14 protein-coding genes and 1 pseudogene are annotated in these 18,470 nt (G+C 71.1%); 3 read left to right on the top strand and 12 right to left on the bottom strand.

Annotation, left to right across the window (positions count from 1 at the left end; translation table 11 throughout):
• Positions 1 to 4 precede the first annotated feature (4 nt).
• Positions 5 to 1,654 carry a protein kinase domain-containing protein gene (locus AC07EJ_RS16650; RefSeq protein WP_389478950.1) on the bottom strand — a complete coding sequence of 550 codons (1,650 nt, stop codon included), beginning with the start codon at positions 1,652 to 1,654 and terminating at the stop codon, positions 5 to 7.
• Between the two features lie 312 nt (positions 1,655 to 1,966).
• Here AC07EJ_RS16650 and AC07EJ_RS16645 point away from each other — a divergent pair, with 312 nt between their 5' ends.
• Positions 1,967 to 3,535, top strand: coding sequence for a protein kinase domain-containing protein (locus AC07EJ_RS16645; RefSeq protein ID WP_389478948.1), 1,569 nt, complete (start codon positions 1,967 to 1,969; stop codon positions 3,533 to 3,535).
• 183 nt (positions 3,536 to 3,718) lie between these two features.
• Here AC07EJ_RS16645 and AC07EJ_RS16640 read toward each other — a convergent pair whose 3' ends face one another.
• The 4 genes and pseudogenes from AC07EJ_RS16640 to AC07EJ_RS16625 form a co-directional block, all read right to left on the bottom strand.
• Positions 3,719 to 4,267 (bottom strand): bacterial proteasome activator family protein, encoded by a 549-nt coding sequence (locus AC07EJ_RS16640; RefSeq protein WP_362907706.1) that lies wholly within the window; start codon positions 4,265 to 4,267, stop codon positions 3,719 to 3,721.
• A 294-nt stretch (positions 4,268 to 4,561) separates the two neighbouring features.
• Positions 4,562 to 5,353, bottom strand: a complete 792-nt coding sequence (locus AC07EJ_RS16635; RefSeq protein WP_478884435.1) for a hypothetical protein — start codon at positions 5,351 to 5,353, stop codon at positions 4,562 to 4,564.
• A 165-nt stretch (positions 5,354 to 5,518) separates the two neighbouring features.
• Positions 5,519 to 6,499, bottom strand: a complete 981-nt coding sequence (locus AC07EJ_RS16630; RefSeq protein WP_389478945.1) for an NAD(P)H-quinone oxidoreductase — start codon at positions 6,497 to 6,499, stop codon at positions 5,519 to 5,521.
• Positions 6,500 to 6,577: 78 nt separating this feature from the next.
• Positions 6,578 to 7,270: pseudogene (locus AC07EJ_RS16625) on the bottom strand (potassium channel family protein); the annotation flags it as partial.
• A gap of 789 nt (positions 7,271 to 8,059) precedes the next feature.
• On the opposite strand from AC07EJ_RS16625, the gene AC07EJ_RS16620 reads away from it, so the two are divergent.
• Entirely contained in the window at positions 8,060 to 9,169 is a 1,110-nt protein-coding gene (locus tag AC07EJ_RS16620; protein ID WP_389478944.1) for a potassium channel family protein, read from the top strand.
• 95 nt (positions 9,170 to 9,264) lie between these two features.
• Here AC07EJ_RS16620 and AC07EJ_RS16615 read toward each other — a convergent pair whose 3' ends face one another.
• The 5 genes from AC07EJ_RS16615 to pdhA all read right to left on the bottom strand — a co-directional run bounded on the left by AC07EJ_RS16615 (position 9,265) and on the right by pdhA (position 15,508).
• Positions 9,265 to 10,776 carry a molybdopterin molybdotransferase MoeA gene (locus AC07EJ_RS16615; protein ID WP_478884434.1) on the bottom strand — a complete coding sequence of 504 codons (1,512 nt, stop codon included), beginning with the start codon at positions 10,774 to 10,776 and terminating at the stop codon, positions 9,265 to 9,267.
• On the bottom strand, positions 10,773 to 11,843 hold the full coding sequence (locus tag AC07EJ_RS16610; protein WP_478884433.1) for an NTP transferase domain-containing protein: 1,071 nt from the start codon (positions 11,841 to 11,843) through the stop codon (positions 10,773 to 10,775). Before AC07EJ_RS16610 ends, AC07EJ_RS16615 begins: the two co-directional genes overlap by 4 nt.
• Before the next feature lie 184 nt (positions 11,844 to 12,027).
• The gene (locus AC07EJ_RS16605) at positions 12,028 to 13,371 is read right to left on the bottom strand and encodes a dihydrolipoamide acetyltransferase family protein (protein WP_389478940.1); all 1,344 of its coding nucleotides are present in this window, start codon (positions 13,369 to 13,371) and stop codon (positions 12,028 to 12,030) included.
• Positions 13,371 to 14,375: an alpha-ketoacid dehydrogenase subunit beta gene (locus AC07EJ_RS16600; RefSeq protein WP_393585906.1), complete on the bottom strand. Its 1,005-nt coding sequence runs from the start codon at positions 14,373 to 14,375 to the stop codon at positions 13,371 to 13,373. The genes AC07EJ_RS16605 and AC07EJ_RS16600 overlap by 1 nt, the downstream gene beginning before the upstream one ends.
• Positions 14,372 to 15,508, bottom strand: a complete 1,137-nt coding sequence (pdhA, locus tag AC07EJ_RS16595) for a pyruvate dehydrogenase (acetyl-transferring) E1 component subunit alpha (protein ID WP_393585905.1) — start codon at positions 15,506 to 15,508, stop codon at positions 14,372 to 14,374. Before pdhA ends, AC07EJ_RS16600 begins: the two co-directional genes overlap by 4 nt.
• A 188-nt stretch (positions 15,509 to 15,696) precedes the next feature.
• Between pdhA and AC07EJ_RS16590 the strand changes: the two genes are divergently transcribed.
• Entirely contained in the window at positions 15,697 to 16,260 is a 564-nt protein-coding gene (locus AC07EJ_RS16590; RefSeq protein ID WP_389479265.1) for an Lrp/AsnC family transcriptional regulator, read from the top strand.
• 58 nt (positions 16,261 to 16,318) lie between these two features.
• Here AC07EJ_RS16590 and AC07EJ_RS16585 read toward each other — a convergent pair whose 3' ends face one another.
• Positions 16,319 to 16,909 (bottom strand): TetR/AcrR family transcriptional regulator, encoded by a 591-nt coding sequence (locus tag AC07EJ_RS16585; RefSeq protein ID WP_389478937.1) that lies wholly within the window; start codon positions 16,907 to 16,909, stop codon positions 16,319 to 16,321.
• Positions 16,906 to 18,429 carry a 3-hydroxyacyl-CoA dehydrogenase gene (locus AC07EJ_RS16580; protein ID WP_478884432.1) on the bottom strand — a complete coding sequence of 508 codons (1,524 nt, stop codon included), beginning with the start codon at positions 18,427 to 18,429 and terminating at the stop codon, positions 16,906 to 16,908. The genes AC07EJ_RS16585 and AC07EJ_RS16580 overlap by 4 nt, the downstream gene beginning before the upstream one ends.
• Positions 18,430 to 18,470 lie beyond the last annotated feature (41 nt).

The following is an 18,470-nucleotide window of genomic DNA, read 5'->3' as shown; positions in this document are numbered from 1 at the left end:
CGGGTCAGCCCGTGGCCGGGTCGCCCGTGGAGACCTGGAGCTGGATCGAATCGGGGTTCTTCGGGTCGATCTCGGTGCCCGCCTTGGGGTACTGCACGATGACCGTGCCCTCACCGAACGTGTTCTCGTCGACGTCCCTGATGTCGAACTTCCAACCGGCGGCCTGCATACAGGCCCTGACCGACTTGATGTTCTTGTAGGTGAAGTCCGGGAGCAAGACCTTGTCCGGGTCGTTGTAACCCGTCTCAGGCTCCTTGCACTGGTCCTCTTCGATCGTCTTCGTCAGATCGGGACCCTTGTGACCGGCGACGACCGACGGCGACTTCTTCGCGTCGCCGCCGCCCTTCTCGTCATTGCCGTTCAGCGTCAGGGCCGTGATCAGACCGCCGACCGCGATCAGCGCGACGACGATCGAACCGACGATCACGCCGGTGTTCCGCTTGCCGCCACCGCCGCCGGAGCCCGCCGAACTCGGCGTCGTCTGGGGCGAGATGGTGTACGGCGGCGGCGTCTGCTGGTGCTGTTGCTGCTGATACTGCTGCTGAGGCGCGTACGGAGAGGTGGGCGGCGGGGTCTGATAGCCCTGCTGCGGATATCCGTAGCCCGGAGTGGCCGGTGCCGGCGTGGGCGTCCCGTAGGGGCCCGGCTGGTACGGCGTCTGCACCGGGCCGGTCGGCGCCTGCACCGACTGGTCTACCGGCGGGAACACCGCGGAACCGACACCCGCGCCGCTGGACGTCTGCGCACCCGGCACGATGCTGGGCGCCGCGGCCTGCAGCGACTGGGCGACCCGCAGGCACTCGTCCCGCATCGCCTCGGCGCTCGGGAAGCGCTCGTTCGGGTTCTTCTTCAGCGCGCGGGCGACCAGCGCGTCCACGGCCGGGGGTACCGACCGGTTGATCGACGAAGGAGCCACCGGCTCCTCCTGGACGTGTGCGTACGCGATGGCCAGCGGCGAGTCCGCCTCGAACGGCAGCCGCCCCGTGACCAGTTGGAAGAGCATGATGCCGACCGAGTACAGGTCGGAGCGGGCGTCCACGCCACGGCCGAGGGCCTGCTCGGGCGACAGGTACTGCGGGGTGCCGACGACCATGCCGGTCTGCGTCATCGACGTGACACCGGACTGCATGGCGCGGGCGATGCCGAAGTCCATGACCTTGACGACGTTCCGCTTCGTCATCATGACGTTGCCCGGCTTGATGTCGCGGTGGACCAGACCCATCTCGTGGCTGATCTCGAGCGCCGCGAGCACATCGGCCGTGATCTTCAGGGCCTTGTCGGTCGGCATCGCGCCGTAGTGCGCGATGTCCGCGTCGAGCACGGAGCCGAGGGGCTGGCCCTCGACGTACTCCATGACGATGTACGGAGTGGTCATCCCGTCGAGGTCGTCCTCGCCGGTGTCGAAGACCGAGACGATGTTCGTGTGCGTGAGCTTCGCCACGGACTGGGCCTCGCGGCGGAAGCGCTCACGGAACGCCTGCTCGCGCCCGAGCTCGGTGTGCAGCGTCTTGATCGCCACCTGGCGGTCGAGCACCGCGTCGTACGCGAGGTGGACCGAGGCCATGCCGCCCTCGCCGAGCAGATCACGCAGCTGGTAGCGACCGCCGGCGACGGCACGCCCTGCGTACCGGCCCTGTGCGCCGTCCTGGCTCATGTTTCTACGTCCCCCATCGGCGCGGCCGGTGATCGATTGCCACCATTCCCGGCCAAGTCTGCCCCGTGGCACCGACACGTCAAGCTCGGTGCCCGTTCCGTGACCGTACGGGCAGGAAGCGTCGCGGAAGCGTTACAGGAATTGCCCAGACGATTTGCATCGCATTGACCGCAGAAGGTTTGATGGCCGGTCCATCTCGGAACGGGGCGCCGGGCGATGCCTGTAGCGTGGCCCGACGGAGACCGTAACAACCACCGCGCGTACATCCGAGAGTGCGGACACGGACGCGGACAGAAACGACGGCGAGGACTGATGGCACAGACGCAGCGCGCTCAGGGCCCGTCCGACCCCGAGGCGGCTGGCGGCGGTATGTCAGATGCGCCGGAGTTGTGGGGAAACGGCGGGCTGGTCGGCGACGGCCGGTACCGGCTGACCCACAGACTCGGCCGGGGCGGCATGGCGGAGGTCTTCGCCGCGGAGGACGTCCGGCTCGGACGCACCGTCGCGGTCAAGCTCCTGCGCTCCGACCTCGCCGAGGACCCCGTCTCCAAGGCCCGCTTCACGCGCGAGGCCCAGTCGGTCGCGGGCCTCAACCACCACGCGGTCGTCGCCGTGTACGACTCCGGCGAGGACACCGTCGGCCGCTCGGTCGTCCCCTACATCGTGATGGAGATCGTCGAGGGCCGCACCATCCGCGACCTCCTCCTGAACGCCGAGGCGCCCGGACCCGAGCAGGCCCTGATCATCGTCTCCGGTGTCCTGGAGGCCCTCGCCTACTCACACCAGCACGGCATCGTGCACCGCGACATCAAGCCGGCGAACGTGATCATCACCAACACCGGTGCGGTGAAGGTGATGGACTTCGGCATCGCGCGCGCCCTGCACGGCGCGCAGTCGACCATGACGCAGACCGGCATGGTCATGGGCACGCCCCAGTACCTGTCGCCCGAGCAGGCCCTCGGCAAGGCCGTCGACCACCGCTCCGACCTGTACGCGACCGGCTGCCTGCTCTACGAACTCCTCGCGCTGCGGCCCCCGTTCACCGGCGAGACCCCGCTGTCCGTCGTCTACCAGCACGTCCAGGACACCCCGGTGCCGCCCTCCGAGGTCTCGGACGTGGCGCCGCCGGAGCTCGACGGGCTCGTCATGCGCTCGCTGGCCAAGGACCCGGACGACCGGTTCCAGACCGCCGAGGAGATGCGCGGCCTCGTCCAGTACGGGCTGCAGATGCTGCACGACCAGGGCGGCCACACCAACACCTGGAACACCGGCCCGGTCCACGCCGACATGCACAGCGGCGGCAACACCCCGGCCATGGGCGTCGCCGGCACGACGGCACTGCCGCACCCGACCGACGGCGGTACGGCGGCCCAGCCGATGCTGCGGCCTCCGGGCGACGACGGCGGCTTCGACGGCGGCCACCGCTCAGGCGGCGGCAGCGGTCGCGGCAAGATGTGGATCCTCGCGGTCCTCGCCGTGATCGCGATCGCGGGCGGCGCGGCCTGGGCGATGACCAACGGCACCGGCCACAAGGGTGGCACCGGCACCACGCAGTCGCCCACGCAGTCGCACTCCCAGAAGGAGAAGGAGCCCACCGAGAGCTCCGACGACACCTCCAGCGAGGGCGACAGCACGGACCCGGGCGCCGGGACCGGCGGGCAGTCCGACTACCCGCCGTCGGAGCAGCCCAGCACGGGTGACGTCACGCCTTCCGACAGCGCGTCCGAGCCGAGCGACGAGCCGTCGGACCCGACGCCGTCCAAGACCCAGTCGGCCCCCGAGGAGTCGCCGAGCGGTGGCGGCCAGGAGTCCCCGCCGGTTGAAACGCCCAGCGAGGATCCCCTGGGCGGCACGGGCAACGGCGGTCAGGACACCCCCTGACCCAGGTTTTCCTGTCAGGCTTTCTTGTCAGGTTTCCTCAGGTTTTCTTGTCAGGCGAACGTGAAGGCGCCCGGCCGGTCATGGTGACCGGCCGGGCGCCTTCGCGTTGTGGGTTCGATTCGGGTTGCGACAGGTACCGGGCAGGGGCGCCCGAGTCCTTACAGGTACGGGCCCCCGGTGTCTTTACAGGTACGGGCCTCCGGAGCGGCCGGCGATCCGCGGGTCGTCGCCCTCCTCGCCGCCGCCCACGCCGGGCGGCAGCGCGCGGCGCATCTGCTCCAACTGGGCCCGCGCGGCCATCTGCTGGGCGAACAGCGTCGTCTGGATCCCGTGGAAGAGCCCCTCGAGCCAGCCCACCAACTGGGCCTGCGCGATCCGCAGTTCGGCGTCGCTCGGGATCACCTCGTCGGTGAACGGCAGGGAGAGACGCTCCAGTTCCTCGACGAGCTCCGGCGCGAGACCGTCCTCGAGCTCCTTCACGGAGCTGGCGTGGATCTCCTTGAGCCGCACCCGGCTCGCCTCGTCCAGAGGAGCCGCCCGCACCTCCTCGAGCAGCTGCTTGATCATGCTGCCGATGCGCATCACCTTGGCGGGCTGTTCCACCATCTCCGTCACCGGGACCTCGCGGGACTCGTCGTCTCCACCGCCGCCGCCTCCGAGCGCCATCCCGTCCTGGCCCACGACCAGGACCTGGGGGCTCTCCGGCGGCCTTTCGTTCCTCGGCATCTCCATGCCGCCATTCTCTCGTACCGCACCGTCACACCTGGGTAGTGCCCCCATACGAGGGTGATCCACCGTGTTCGGGCGTACTCCCACCGTGAGCGACGGTGTTGCCGACGCGTACGGGCCTGGGCGAGGACGGCGGCGGCCTGCGGGGCGGGCGGGGCGTCGAGCGGGGACCACGGGCGGGCCGGGAAGGGCGGCCTCGGGCTTGGGGGGTGTGGGAGGCGTATGCCGTCGGGGGCGCGTATGTCATGGGCAGCGGAGACTTCACGTTCGGGCCAGACTTCGTGGGCGGGGAAATCTTCATGAGCGGCGCAGCCGCAGTGCCAGGAATCCGACGCCGAGGCCGACCAGGACGAGGCCGGAGCCCAGCGGCAGGACGGTGACGGCGGGGATCACGGGTTCGGCGACGGTCTGCCGCGGGGTGCGGCCCGCGTTGTCCACGGGGACTCCCGTCGGCCGGGCCGACGGCTGGACCTCCTGCTCGTCCGGGCTGTCCTCGCGGGCCTGCGGCTCTTCCGGGGTTACGGGTATGGGCTCGGGTATGGAGTCGTGGGCCGAGCGGGTGCGGGACGGGTCCCTCCACGGACGGCGGAACCGCTTCGGCGCGGCTGCGGACGCCGAGGAGGAGTGGCTCTTTCGGGCGGAGTGCTCCCTGTCGCCCTTCTGGCCCTTCTGGCCCTTGTGACCCTTGTGGGAGGGGTCCGCGGAGGAGGCCTTCGGATGGGCGTGGGACGCGCTGGTCCTTCCGGGGGACGCACTGGCCGACGGCTTCGCGGTGTGGGGCGCGGACGGTCCGGCCTCGGACTGCGCGTCGCGCGGCCGGTCCGTGGGCGGGGTCCGTCCGGGGCGGACGTGGTCCGCCGGGTGCGACTCGGCCCGTCCCGGAGGCGTATGCCCCGGCCCGGGGTCGCTGCCGGCCGGGGTCTCGTCATCGGCAGAGGCGGGCGCGCGCGTGGGCCCGGGTTCGGCGGCGTACGCGTAAGGGCCGGAGGTGGCCGGTCCGAGGAGGAGAGCCAGGGACAGCAATGGCCACAGCGGCAGCAGACGCGGCAGCGGCAGCGGGCGGCCGGTGGTGCGGAGGCGTGGAGTCATTCCGCGCGCCCTTCCCGGAATCGAGTCACCAAGATCAGAAGAATCCCGGAATCAGCGTCACATGACGCAACAATTCCGGCACCTTGGTGCCACTCCACTCATACCGGTCCGGCACCCCGCCCACCCCGGCCGCCTGCCTGCCTGTCTGTGGGTGAGTGGGCGGGCCTACTCCACGGTGAGCAGCACCTTTCCGATGTGCTTGCTCTCCTCCAGGACCCGGTGTGCCTGCGCCGCGTCACTCATCGGCAGGCTCCGGTCGACGATCGGCCGGACGCGGCCCGTGTCGATCAGCGGCCAGACGTGTTCCCGTACCGCCGCGACGATCGCGGCCTTCTCGGCCAGCGGGCGCGCGCGCAGCGAGGTCGCCGTGATGGCGCCGCGCTTGTTGAGGAGCATGGCGATGTTCAGCTCGCCCTGGATGCCGCCCTGCATGCCGATGATCGCGAGGCGGCCGTTGGTGGCCAGCGCCTGGACGTTGCGGTCCAGGTACTTGGCGCCCATGTTGTCGAGGATGACGTCCGCGCCCGCACCGTCGGTGGCCCGCTTGATCTCCTCCACGAAGTCCTGCTCGCGGTAGTTGATCAGGATGTCGGCGCCGAGCTCGGCACAGTAGTCGAGCTTCTCCTTGCTGCCCGCCGTCACCGCCACCTTGGCGCCGATGGCCTTGGCCAGCTGGATGGCCATCGTGCCGATGCCGCTGGATCCGCCGTGGACCAGGAAGGTCTCGCCGGGACGCAGGTGGGCGATCATGAAGACGTTCGACCAGACGGTCGAGGTCACCTCAGGCAGCGCGGCCGCCGTGACGAGGTCGGTGTTCTCGGGTACGGGCAGCAGCTGGCCGGCCGGGACGGCAACCTTCTCGGCGTAACCACCGCCCGAGAGCAGCGCGCACACCTCGTCACCGACGGACCAGCCGGACACGCCGGCGCCGAGGGCGACGATGCGGCCCGCGCACTCGAGGCCGGGGATGGCGGTCGCGCCGGGCGGCGGGTTGTAGAGGCCCTGGCGCTGGAGCAGATCGGCGCGGTTGACGGCCCCGGCCGCCACCTCGACCAGCACTTCGCCCTCAGCGGGTACGGGATCGGGAACCTCCGCCCAGACGAGCGCCTCAGGTCCACCGGGTTCCGGAATCGTGATCGCATACATGCCGGCGAGGCTACCCCTCGGGGTGATCCGGGAGGCGGGGCGGCGCGTGCCCCGTCAGGCCGCGCTCGCCCTCAACTGTCAGTCCCGCGGCAGCCGTCGCGTGTCCGGCACGGACGGGGTACCGGGGGTGGCCCGGACGATCGTGATCAGGCGGTCCGTCAACTGGAGCGTGCCGATGGCCCGGTCGTCGTACCCCAGCACCCGGTGCCCGCGCACCACGCTCACCACCAGGTCCTCGGTCTCCCGGGCCGTCAGTCCCACCTCGGCCTTTATGACCGGCCGTTCGACGATGTCGAGGCCGCTGCCCTGCTGGATCAGGTCCTCCATGACCATGCCGGCGCTCGGGCTGAGCACGGATAGTCCGAGCAGCCGTCCCGCCGCGCTGGCGCTGGTGATGACGGCGTCGGCGCCCGACTGCCGCAGCAGTGGGGCGTTCTCCTCCTCGCGGACGGCCGCCACGATCTTCGCCGCGCGGTTGAGCTGGCGGGCGGTCAGGGTGACCAGGACCGCGGTGTCGTCGCGCTGGGTGGCGATGATGATCTGCCGCGCCCTGTTCACCTCGGCCCTCAGCAGCACATCACTGCGCGTGGCATCACCGACGACTCCGGCGAACCCCTGCGCCGTGGCCGCCTCGATGACCTTGCTGCTGGGGTCGACGACCACCACCTGATCCGCCTTCAGCCCCGTCGCGCAGACGGTCTGGATCGCCGACCGGCCCTTCGTGCCGAATCCGACGACCACGGTGTGGTCACGCAAGGTGGACCTCCAGCGCTTTGACAAAAGCAACCTAGATTTATTTACAACGACCTTGTGCAGCGCGCTCGTTGGAAGATCTCAAAGGCCAGAACCGGTCCGGGCCAGGCCTGTCCGGTCCTGTCCAGTCCGGGCCTGTCCGGTCCGGGCCTGTCCGGTCCGGGCCTGTCCGGTCCGGGCCTGTCCGGTCCGGGCCTGTCCGGTCCGGGCCTGTCCGGTCCGGCTGTCTTTCGAGATCGACGAAGGTCCCGCTGCCACTGGGAACGACGCTACCGGCAACTCCGAGGCCAGGCCCGCCTTCCGGCCCATGACCGGGCGGGACATCGACAAGCGCACGCTCGAACCGCACGGGCCACGGAGCTGCCGGGCTTTCAACGCCACAATTCATCGTAAACATGGAATCTTGCGCCAAGACACAATCAGAAGGGCATCCCACTTCAGGTCGAGGCATTTTAAGCAATAGGGCGACTCGAATTGACTCTTGACAAAGGTTACCTGCCCCACACTCAAGAAGAACGCGACGAAGCTCAAGGAAGCCAGGCGGCAAAAGGACACTCAGCTCTCGAAATCCCGTCGGGTAATCAAGCAGAACTCCTGATGCTGTGCCGCAGCAGGTGATTCGCCGAAACGGACGAAGCGGTGCTCATCGCAGCGGGGTACCGGCGAGGCGCGGGGTACCGGCGAGGCGCGGCGTGCCGGGTTCTACGGCTCCAATGTGTGCGTGACTTCGTCCAGGAACATGGTCACCGTGCAGACTTTCTGGATCACCGCTGTCTGGATCACCGCTGTAGCTGTAGGGGGCAAAGGATGAGAGACGAGAAGCAACCACCGTCCAGGACGGAGCAGTTCTCGATCTACCGGTCCCTCTGGTACCGCTCCCGCACCGAAGCGCTGGACGACGCGGAGGCCGGACGGTCCATCACCATGCCGGCGCAAGGGGCGGTGCCGCCCCTCCAACAGGTTCTACGACGGCTGGCCATGGCCTTGTTGGTCCTGGCCGTGACGACTCTGCTCGTCTACTTCGACCGCTCCGGCTACAACGACAACTCCGACAGCAGCGTCGACTTCCTGGACGCGGCCTACTACGCGACCGTCACCCTCTCCACGACCGGATACGGCGACATCACGCCTGTCAGCGACGGCGCCCGGCTCATCAACATCCTTGTCATCACACCTCTGCGCGTTCTCTTCCTGATCATCCTGGTCGGGACGACTCTCGAAGTGCTCACCGAGCGCACCCGCCAACAAGTGCGCGTCCACCGTTGGCGCTCACGCATGCGGAACCACGTGGTCGTCGTCGGGTACGGCACCAAGGGACGGCACGCCATCCAGACGCTTCTCGGCCAGGGCATCACCAAAGACGAGATCGTGGTCGTCGATCCACAACGGAAGGTGCTGGACATCGCCAACGGTGACGGGCTGGTGTCAGTCCTCGGAGACGCCACCCGCTCCGAAACGCTCCTCAAGGCCGAGTTGCCACGGGCAGCGCACGTCATCATCGCGCCGCAGCGGGACGACACCGCGACGCTGGTCACCCTCACAGCACGCCAGCTCAACAAGCGCGCGACCATCGTCGCCGCAGTCCGAGAGGACGAGAACGTGCCACTGCTCAGACAGAGCGGCGCGGACACGGTGGTCACCAGTTCCAGTTCCGCCGGTCGCCTGCTCGGCGTGTCCACGGCGAGCCCCCACGTCGCGGACACTCTCGAAGACCTGATGACCTACGGCAGCGGCCTGGACCTCGTCGAACGTCTGGTGACCAAGGACGAGGCCGGCCGGTCACCGCGCGAATGCTCCGACCTTGTGGTGGCCGTCGTACGCGGGAAGAAGGTGCTGGACTACGCCGACCCGCAGGCTGCGACCCTTCAGCTCACAGACCGCGTCATCACGGTCAGTCGGGCGGCCCCGACCCGCTGATGGTGATGACGAAGATGCTGACGATCCGGGGCCTGGAAGTTTCACGTGAAACACCTCTCGGCAGGGCCGTCGCTCCCGTCGCCGCCCGCCGGGTTTCACGACCACGGCAGGTCGAGGATCTCCACTTCCCGCCCGGCCTTCGCGCCGCCGGGTGCGATGACGGCGAGCCCGTCGGCCGCAGCGATCCCGCGCAGCATGGCCGGACCGCTGTAGCGCAGCGGCAGGGCGCGCTCCTCCCGCACCACGACGGGGACGAGCCGCGTGTCGTGCGGATGACCGTGCACAGCCTCCTGGAGCGGCGCGGTGTACGACTCCTGCTCCGGCCGTCCCGCGAGGATCCGCAGCAGCGGCTCGGCGAGCGTGAGGAGCCCGGAGACGGCCGCGAGAGGGTTGCCCGGCAGGCCGACGAGATGCTGCCCCTCCTTGGTGCGGGCGAGCAGCATCGGGTGCCCCGGCCGCACCGCGACCCCGTCGACGAGCAGTTCGGCGTCGACCCGGCTCAGCGTCGGGTGCACATGGTCGACCGGGCCCGACGCGGTGCCGCCGGTCGTCACGATGAGGTCGGCGTCCGATGCCTGCACCGCCTTCAGCAGCGCCTTCGGATCGTCACCCAGCCGCCGTACGGAGACGACCTCCGCGCCGAGCGCCCTCAGCCACGGCGGCAGCATGGGGCCGAGCGCGTCCCGGATGAGGCCTTCCCGGGGGAGGCCCTCGGCCAGCAACTCGTCGCCCAGGATGAACACTTCGGCCCGCGGCCGCGCCACCGTCAGCAGTTCGTCGTACCCGGCGGCCGCCGCGAGCCCGAGCACCGCCGGCGTCACCAGAGCTCCGGAGGGCAGGAGTTGGTCGCCGGAGCGGCACTCCTGGCCTCGGGGGCGGATGTCCTGGCCGTGGCCGACGTCGCGCAGAGCGAACAGCCGGCCCTTGTCGTCGGTACGGCCGTGCTCACTGCGGATGACGGCGGTCGCGTCCTTCGGGACCCGGGCGCCGGTGGCGATCTGGACCGCCTCACCATCAGAGAGCGGCGCGGGCCGGTCCTGCCCGGCGAGTACCCCCTCGGCCCGTACGTCCCAGGGGCCCGGCCCGGCGACGACCCAGCCGTCCATGGCGGACGTGTCGAAGGACGGGAGGTCGGAGAGCGCGGCGAGGGGCTCGGCCAGCGTCAGACCGAGCGCCCGGTCCAGCGGCTCGCGGCGCTCCGCCACACGTCCCCGCCCCCGGAAAGCAGCGGCCGCGCGTCCGGCCCGCCCGGCGACGGCTCGTGCGGCCGACCAGGGAGCGGCACGGTGCTGGGAGTCGGTTCCGTGGCCTGAGGGAGCTCCGTGGCGGGCGGGGTCCGGACGGTCCGGGTGATTCGTGTGGTCCGGGTCGTGATTCATGTGGCCGGTGGGGGTGACGGGTTCGGTGCGCCGGGAGCGCTCTGCTGAACCGCGGCCCGTACCGGGACGCCCCGTACCGGAGCCTGCCGCGCCGGGGACCCCCGCACGGCCTGCGCCACGGCCGTCCGCTGCCCGAGCCTCGTTGACCAGGGCGAGCGCCTCGTCGACGGCGCCGTCCTCGGCCGCGCGTGCCTGCGCTGCCAGCGATTCGGCGCTCTGACCGCTCATCCCGCGTCCGGCCGCGCGCCCGATGGCCCGTCGGATGAGGCACCGTCGGAAGCGGGGCCGTCAGAAGCGGGGCCGGCGGACGCGGCACGGGATCCACCGGAGCTGGCACCTGTCGCACCCGCCACACCCGCTGCTCCGGTCGCACCGGTCGCACCGGTCGCACCGGTCGCACCGGTCGCACCGGTCGCACCGGTCGCCGACGCTTCCTCGTCCGCGGCCTCCTTCGCCCATCGGTCCGCGAGCGCGGCGGCCTTCGCGCAGGCCTCGGCGACGGCCTCGCGGCCTCCCCCGGCGTTCGCGGCCGCGTACCCGACGAGGAACGTCGTCAGGGGAGCGGCCGGCCTGGCCACGCCGTGCGCGGCGTCGCGGGCGAGGTCGAGCAGGACGCCGGTGTCGACGTCGAGTTCGATGCCCAGTTCGTTCTTGGCTGCGGAAATCCATTCATCCAACACGTGCCCATGCTCCCTGATACGTGACCGGGCGGCGGCGATGTCGTCCCAGGTGTCGCAGTCGAAGGACGCGACGGGGTCGGTGATGCGGGTGAGTTCGAGCCGGCCGACGAGCAGCCGCAGGGGCAGCCCGGAGAGACCGTCGTCGTGTGCGGCGGCGAGTTCGGCGAGGTGGTGGCGCAGGGATGCGCTGCGGTAGGCCGCGACGAGCGGCTGGTCCCGGCCGTCCGCGTCGGTGAGCAGGACCCCGTCCGCCGTTCCCGCGTAAAGGGCGTCGAGGAGGCGCCGTACGGTCTGCTCACTCAGGAAGGGCAGGTCGGCGGAGAGGACGAGGACCTCGTCGGCCGTGGTGGCGCGCAGGCCGGTGTCGAGTGCGGCCAGCGGTCCACCGCCCGGCGGGTCCTCGCGGGTCCAGCGCACGGGGTGCGTGGTGGGTCTGGGCTCGGCGACGACGACCGTGGTGCCGGCCGTGGCGCAGGCGGCCAGGACCCGGTCGAGCAGCGGCCTGCCGCCGACGCGGACCGCGGGCTTGTCCGTGCCGCCGAGCCTTCGGGAGGCGCCGCCGGCGAGCACGACGGCGTCGTGGGCGGGGCGGCTCGGCGCGGGAGCAGCGTTCATCCCCCGAGTATGGGCGCACGAAGGATCATTGCCACCCCTGGAAACGGCCCGCGCCCGCGCCCGCGAGGATTTAGGTCACATCGAGGCGGGCGAGGGCGGGCCGCCGGTCGGCACAGGTCGGGGCGGGCGGGAGTAAGCCGCCGCTCGTCACAGGTCGAAGTGGGCAGGGTCGGGCCGCCGGTCGTCACAGGGTGCGCAGGAGCACCGCCGGCTGTTCCACGCAGTCCGCGACGTAGCGCAGGAAGCCGCCCGCCGTGCCGCCGTCGCACACTCGGTGGTCGAAGGTGAGCGACAGCTGGACGACCTGTCGCACGGCCAACTCCCCCTGGTGAACCCAGGGTTTGGGGATGATCCGGCCCACGCCGAGCATGGCGGCCTCGGGGTGGTTGATGATCGGCGTCGAGCCGTCGACGCCGAAGACGCCGTAGTTGTTCAACGTGAACGTGCCACCCGTGAGTTCCCCGGGCGTGAGCCGCCCGGCCCGCGCCACCTCCGTGAGGCGGGCGAACTCGGCGCTGAGGGACTCGGCGTCGCGCACGTGCGCGTCCTTCACGACAGGGACGACGAGTCCGCGCTCGGTCTGGGCGGCGAACCCGAGGTGCACCGCGTCGAGCTGCACGATCTCCTGAGCCGCCAGGTCGACCCGGGAGTTGAGCTCCGGGTAACGGGCCAGGGCGGCGGTGCAGATGCGGGCGAGGAGGGCGAGTACGGAAATCTTCTCCCCGCCGGCCGTGTTCATGGCCACGCGCGCGTGCATGAACTCCGTGGCATCGGCGTCCACCCAGCAGGTCGCGTCGGGGATCTCGCGGCGGCTGCGGGTGAGCTTGTCGGCGACGGCGCCTCGGAGGCCGCGCAAGGGGACGCGGATTCCACCGGCGGTCGCGCCCACGGAGGTCGGGGCCTGGGCGGGGGCCTCTGTGAGGGCCGAGACCGGGGCCATGGCTTCCGCCTCGGCCACGTGAGCCCGTACCTGCACGGTCTCGCGCATGGCGCTCTCGACGTCGGCCCGCAGGATGAGCCCGTCGGGTCCTGACCCGGGCAACTCCCGCAGATCGACGCCGTGTTCACGGGCGAGCTTGCGTACGAGGGGGGAGATGACCGGCACAGGGCCGCTCCGCGGCGGCGCCTTCGGAGCCGGGGCGGACGGCGAGGTCAGCACGGGCGCTGCCGCGGGGACGTCGTCCTGGCGGCGGACCCTGCGGCGGCGCGCGGGGGCGGCCGCGGTGCCGTATCCCACCAGGACGTTCCCGGAGCCCTCTTCGTCACCCGCGCCCTCGGCCGGGGTGCCGACGGCGACCGTCAGGAGCGGGGAGCCGACGGGCAGTTCGGTGCCCTCCTCGCCGAAGCGGGCGGTGACCACACCCCCGTAGGGGCACGGGACCTCGACCATCGCCTTGGCGGTCTCCACCTCGACGACCGGCTGGTCCACCGCCACGACGTCGCCGACCTGGACGAGCCAGGTGACGATCGACGCCTCGGTGAGGCCTTCGCCGAGGTCGGGCAGCTTGAACTCGAGGACCTGTGCCATCAGCTGCCCGCCTCCCACTGAAGCCGGGCGACCGCGTCCAGGATCCGGTCGACCCCCGGCAGATGGTGCCGCTCCAGCATCGGCGGCGGATACGGAATGTCGAACCCGGCCACGCGCAGGACCGGCGCCTCCAGGTGGTGGAAGCAGCGCTCGGTGACCCGCGCGGCGATCTCAGCGCCGGGCCCGCCGAAACCGCCCGACTCGTGCACGACGACCGCCCGGCCGGTGCGGCGCACGGACGCGCTGACCGTCTCGTCGTCGAACGGCACCAGGGAGCGCAGATCGACGACTTCCAGATCCCAGCCCTCCGCTCGCGCGGCCTCGGCCGCCTCCATACAGACCGGCACCGACGGCCCGTACGTGATGAGGGTCGCGCTGCTGCCGGGCCGCCGGACCACGGCCCGCCCTATGGGCTCGACGTCCGTCGGGTGCTCGGGGTTCCAGGAGTCCTTCGACCAGTACAGCCGCTTGGGTTCGAGGACCACGACGGGGTCGTCGGAGGCGATGGCGGCTCGCATCAGTCCGTACGCGTCCGCGACGGTGGCGGGCGTGACGACATGGAGGCCTGGGGTGGCCATGTAGTACGCCTCGGAGGAGTCGCTGTGGTGCTCGACGCCGCCGATGCCGCCGCCGTAGGGCACGCGCACGGTGAGGGGCAGCGGCATCGCGCCCCTGGTGCGGTTGCGCATCTTCGCGACGTGCGAGATCAGCTGTTCGAAGCCGGGGTAGGCGAAGGAGTCGAACTGCATCTCGACCACGGGCCGCAGGCCGTACATGGCCATGCCGACCGCGGTCCCGAGGATGCCCGCCTCGGCGAGCGGCGTGTCCGTGCAGCGGGCGTCACCGAACTCCTTGGCGAGCCCGTCGGTGACGCGGAAGACGCCGCCCAGCGTGCCGACGTCCTCTCCGAGGACGTGCACGGAGGGGTCGGCGGCCATAGCGTCGCGCAGGGCGCGGCCGAAGGCCTGCGCCATGGTGGCCGGCTTGGCGGCGACGGTGGTCATCGGTCGGCCCCGTCCGCCTCGGCGTCGAGCTCGGCGCGCAACTGAGCCGCCTGCTCGCGCAGTTGAGTGGTCTGCTCGGCGTAGACGTCACGGAAGAGGTCCATGGGGTCCAGCACCGGATCCTGGTTCATGCGCTCGCGCAGGCCGGCGGCCATCTTGTCGGCGTCGTCGCGCACGGCCCGTATGCCTTCCTCGTCGAGGAGTCCGCGATCCGTCAACTCCCGTTCCAGGAGCTGGACCGGGTCGTGGTCGCGCCAGGCGTCGACCTCGGCGTCGACGCGGTAGCGCGTGGCGTCGTCCGCGTTCGTGTGCGCTTCCATGCGGTAGGTGATCGCCTCGACAAGGGTGGGGCCGCCCCCTTCGCGCGCGTGGCGGACGGCTTCGGCGAGGACCTCGTGCACGGCCACCGCGTCGTTGCCGTCCACGAGGCGACCGGGCATCCCGTAGCCGACGGCCTTGTGGGCCAGGGACGGGGCGGCGGTCTGCTTCGCGAGCGGTACGGAGATCGCGAAGCCGTTGTTCTGTACGAGGAAGACGACCGGGGCCTGCCACACCGCCGCGAAGTTCAACGCCTCGTGGAAGTCGCCCTCGCTGGTGCCTCCGTCGCCGACCATGGCGAGCGCGACCACGTCGTCACCCTTGAGGCGGGCGGCGTGCGCGAGACCGACGGCGTGCGGGAGCTGGGTCGCGAGCGGCGTGCACAGGGGGGCGATGCGGTGCTCACGCGGGTCGTACCCGGTGTGCCAGTCGCCCCGCAGCAGGGTCAGGGCCTGCACGGGGTCGAGGCCACGGGCGACGGCGGCGAGGGTGTCCCGGTAGCTGGGGAAGAGCCAGTCGCGCTCCTCCAGGACGAGGGCGGCCGCGACCTCGCAGGCCTCCTGTCCGGTGCTGGACGGGTAGACCGCGAGCCGGCCCTGCTTCGTCAGGGCGGTCGCCTGCGCGTTGTACCTGCGCCCACGCACCACCTCCGCGTACAGCTGGTGCAGGAGCCGGGCGTCGGCCTTGGCCGCGGCATCGGTGCCGAGGATCCGGTACGGCTCGGCGTCGGGCAGCAGCGGCGCGGGATCCGTGCGCGGCTGCCAGGCGGGCGGCGGGGTGGGCCGGTAGGCGTCCCGCTGCTCCATGACCGTCATGACGGCACCTCCTCGTTGGAAGCGACTGAGAGACGCGACGGAGTGATGCGCCTCACCTACCGATTGTTCGGTCGTCGGCACATTTTGGCTACAGGCACCTCCAGGCTGTGGACAAACGGTTCTCCACAGCCTGGGATGGACGCAGTACGTCCATGGTAGGGAGGCGGGGGGACATGGCATCTGAACGAATGGCCGACGGCCCGGGCGGCGACCGCCCCGAGCCTCCGCCCCGAGCGCCCGACGGCGGCGCCGACAGCCCAACGGGCGCCTCGCCCAGGCCGCCCGACGGCCGCCCCGAGTACCAGCCGCGCCCGCTGGACGCCATCGACCGCGACATCCTGCAGATGCTCCAGATGGACGGCCGCGCCTCGATACGCTCCGTCGCCGAGCGCGTCCACGTGTCACGGGCCAACGCCTACGCGCGCATCAACCGGCTCATCGACGACGGCGTCATCCGCGGCTTCGGCGCCCGCGTCAACCACGAGCGGGCCGGGCAGGGCGCCTCCGCGTACATCACGCTCAAGATCGTCCAGAACTCCTGGCGCATCGTGCGCGCGCAGCTGCGCCGACTCCCCGAGGCCTCACACATCGCGCTGGTCAGCGGCGACTTCGATGTGCTCCTGATGGTGCACACGCAGGACAACCGGGCGCTGCGGGAACTGGTGCTCACCAAGCTCCAGGCCATGCCGGAGGTGCTGAGCACGCGGACGCTGCTGGTGTTCGAGGAGGAGGACCTGGGGCCGGACGCCTGACGCGCCCGCGCCCGGGGGACCGTCGGGCGTCTGACGGACAGGCCCGCGCCGGGGTCCGTCAGCCCTGCCTGCGCAGCCCCTCGAAGATCAACTGCGTGACGGCGTCGGCGACTTCACGGTCGTCCATGCCCCGGCCGCCCGGCCGGAACCACTCCACGATCGAGTTGATCATGCCGAACACGAGGCGGGTCGCGAGCCGCACCTCTATGTCGCCCCGCACGTCGCCGTCGGCCGCGGCCGCCTTCAGGAGCTCGGCGACCTGGTGGTCGAACTCCCTGCGCCGCTCCATCGCCCAGCGCTCCGTGTCGGTGTTTCCGCGCACGCGCAGCAGCAGGGTCACGTAGGGCAGCTCGGATATCAGGACCTGGACCATGCGCCGGGTGACGTACTCAAGACGCTCGACGGCACGCCCCACGCGCGCGTGCTCCTCGCCGAGGATGCCGAAGAGACCGTCGAGCGCGCGGCTGACGGCGCGGCGAAGCAGCTCCTCCTTGCCGGCGACATGGTGGTAGATCGACGACTTGGAGATACCGGCCGCCTTGGAGAGGTGCTCCATCGAGGTGCCGTCGTAGCCACGCTCGTTGAAGACCTGCACGGCGACCGACAGGAGGGTCTCCGGCGTGTAGGTGTCGCGCCTTGCGGTGGTCATGCGGAGCCCTCCCGCTTGTCGGAGGCGTACGAGTGACGGTAGAGCGCGAGCGAGGGCGCGTAACGGCCGGACGGGTCGCGCAGGTGCAGATCGTCGAGGAGGGAGTACGCCCAGTTCTTGCCGAGCTTCCTGCTCCACTCGACGGGCCCCAGCGGGTAGTTGACGCCCAGGCGCATCGCCGTGTCGATGTCCTCCGGAGTGGCCACTCCCTTGGCGACGGCATCGTGCGCCAGGTCGATGAGCCGCGCGACCGTGCGGGCGACGATCATGCCGGGCACGTCGCCGATGACGCTGACGTCCTTGCCGATGGCCTGGAAGAGCCCGGTGGCCTCACGCAGGGTCTGCGGGGACGCTTCCTGCGAGGTCGCCAGGGCGATGCGGGTGGCGGCGCGATAGTCGAACGCAAGATCGAAGTAGATGACGTCCCGGTACTCGACGGACGTCTGGCCGTCCGCGAGGGCGAGCTGACCGCCGCTGGGAAGGACCAGGCGCGTGCCGTTGTCCTCGTCCTCCTCACGCACCGGGATGCCCGCCTCGCGGATCAGCGCGAGGAGCTCGGCGGCAGGCCCCAGGTCCCCCTCGGCGACGACGTAGGCGGGCGCCTGGGCGGGCTGCGCGGTGTGCGGCTCCGGGCGCTCCTCGCCATCCGCGTACGCGTACCAGCCGCGGCCCGTCTTGCGCCCGAGCATGCCGGCCTCGACCAGGCGCCGCTGAGCGAGGGACGGCCGGAACTTCACGTCCTGGAAGAAGGCCTCCCACACGGAGCGGGTGACCGCCTCGTTGACGTCCTGCCCGATGAGGTCCGTCAGTTCGAAGGCGCCCATCTTGAAGCCACCGCACTCGCGCAGGACGGCGTCGATGGTGGCGGGCTGGGCGCCCTGCCCCTCGTAGACCGCGAACGCCTCGGCGTAGAAGGGCCGCGCGATGCGGTTGACAATGAATCCGGGGGTGTCGGCGCAGACGACGGGGGTCTTGCCCCAGGCACGGGCCGTCTCGTACGCGCGCGTGGCCGCCGTTACGTCCGTCGCCGCGCCGGAGACCACCTCGACCAGCGGCATCAGGGGCGCCGGGTTGAAGAAGTGCAGGCCGACGAGGCGCCCCGGCACACGCAGCGTTCCGCCGACGGCCGTGACGGACAGGGACGAGGTGTTGGTCGCGAGCAGACAGTCGTCCGCGACGATCTCCTCCAGGTCCGTGAACAGCTGCTGCTTCACGTCGAGCCGCTCCAGTACGGCCTCGACGACGAGCGCCGCCCCCGCGAACTCCTCAAGGGACTCGGCGGGGCTCAGACGCTCGCACGCGGCGTCCCGCTCGGCAGCGTCGAGCCTGCCCTTGTCGACCAGGCGGTCCAGGCGTGCGGCGATGGCGTCCGCAGCCTCCCGGGCGCGACCCGGTACGGCGTCGTAGAGCCGGACGGGGTGGCCGGCGGTCAGGGCGACCTGGGCGATGCCCTGGCCCATGGTGCCGGTGCCCACCACGCCCACAAGGCGTTCGGGGCTGCCGAGCTCGAGTGCTGTCATGGTCGCGATCCTCCCGCACGGGACGACGGCCGGGGGCCCGG

It is taken from the genome of Streptomyces sp. NPDC045026 (genome assembly GCF_056432625.1).
This window is presented reverse-complemented; position numbering and strand designations above follow the sequence as displayed.

Coding starts and splice junctions, on each gene's coding strand:
- AC07EJ_RS16630 (WP_389478945.1), bottom strand. CDS start 6,499: ATGTATGCGATCACGATTCCGGAACCCGGTGGACCTGAGGCGCTCGTC.
- pdhA (WP_393585905.1), bottom strand. CDS start 15,508: ATGACGGTCATGGAGCAGCGGGACGCCTACCGGCCCACCCCGCCGCCC.
- AC07EJ_RS16650 (WP_389478950.1), bottom strand. CDS start 1,654: ATGAGCCAGGACGGCGCACAGGGCCGGTACGCAGGGCGTGCCGTCGCC.
- AC07EJ_RS16640 (WP_362907706.1), bottom strand. CDS start 4,267: ATGGAGATGCCGAGGAACGAAAGGCCGCCGGAGAGCCCCCAGGTCCTG.
- AC07EJ_RS16635 (WP_478884435.1), bottom strand. CDS start 5,353: ATGACTCCACGCCTCCGCACCACCGGCCGCCCGCTGCCGCTGCCGCGT.
- AC07EJ_RS16645 (WP_389478948.1), top strand. CDS start 1,967: ATGGCACAGACGCAGCGCGCTCAGGGCCCGTCCGACCCCGAGGCGGCT.
- AC07EJ_RS16605 (WP_389478940.1), bottom strand. CDS start 13,371: ATGGCACAGGTCCTCGAGTTCAAGCTGCCCGACCTCGGCGAAGGCCTC.
- AC07EJ_RS16620 (WP_389478944.1), top strand. CDS start 8,060: ATGAGAGACGAGAAGCAACCACCGTCCAGGACGGAGCAGTTCTCGATC.
- AC07EJ_RS16615 (WP_478884434.1), bottom strand. CDS start 10,776: ATGAGCGGTCAGAGCGCCGAATCGCTGGCAGCGCAGGCACGCGCGGCC.
- AC07EJ_RS16610 (WP_478884433.1), bottom strand. CDS start 11,843: ATGAACGCTGCTCCCGCGCCGAGCCGCCCCGCCCACGACGCCGTCGTG.
- AC07EJ_RS16585 (WP_389478937.1), bottom strand. CDS start 16,909: ATGACCACCGCAAGGCGCGACACCTACACGCCGGAGACCCTCCTGTCG.
- AC07EJ_RS16590 (WP_389479265.1), top strand. CDS start 15,697: ATGGCCGACGGCCCGGGCGGCGACCGCCCCGAGCCTCCGCCCCGAGCG.
- AC07EJ_RS16580 (WP_478884432.1), bottom strand. CDS start 18,429: ATGACAGCACTCGAGCTCGGCAGCCCCGAACGCCTTGTGGGCGTGGTG.
- AC07EJ_RS16600 (WP_393585906.1), bottom strand. CDS start 14,375: ATGACCACCGTCGCCGCCAAGCCGGCCACCATGGCGCAGGCCTTCGGC.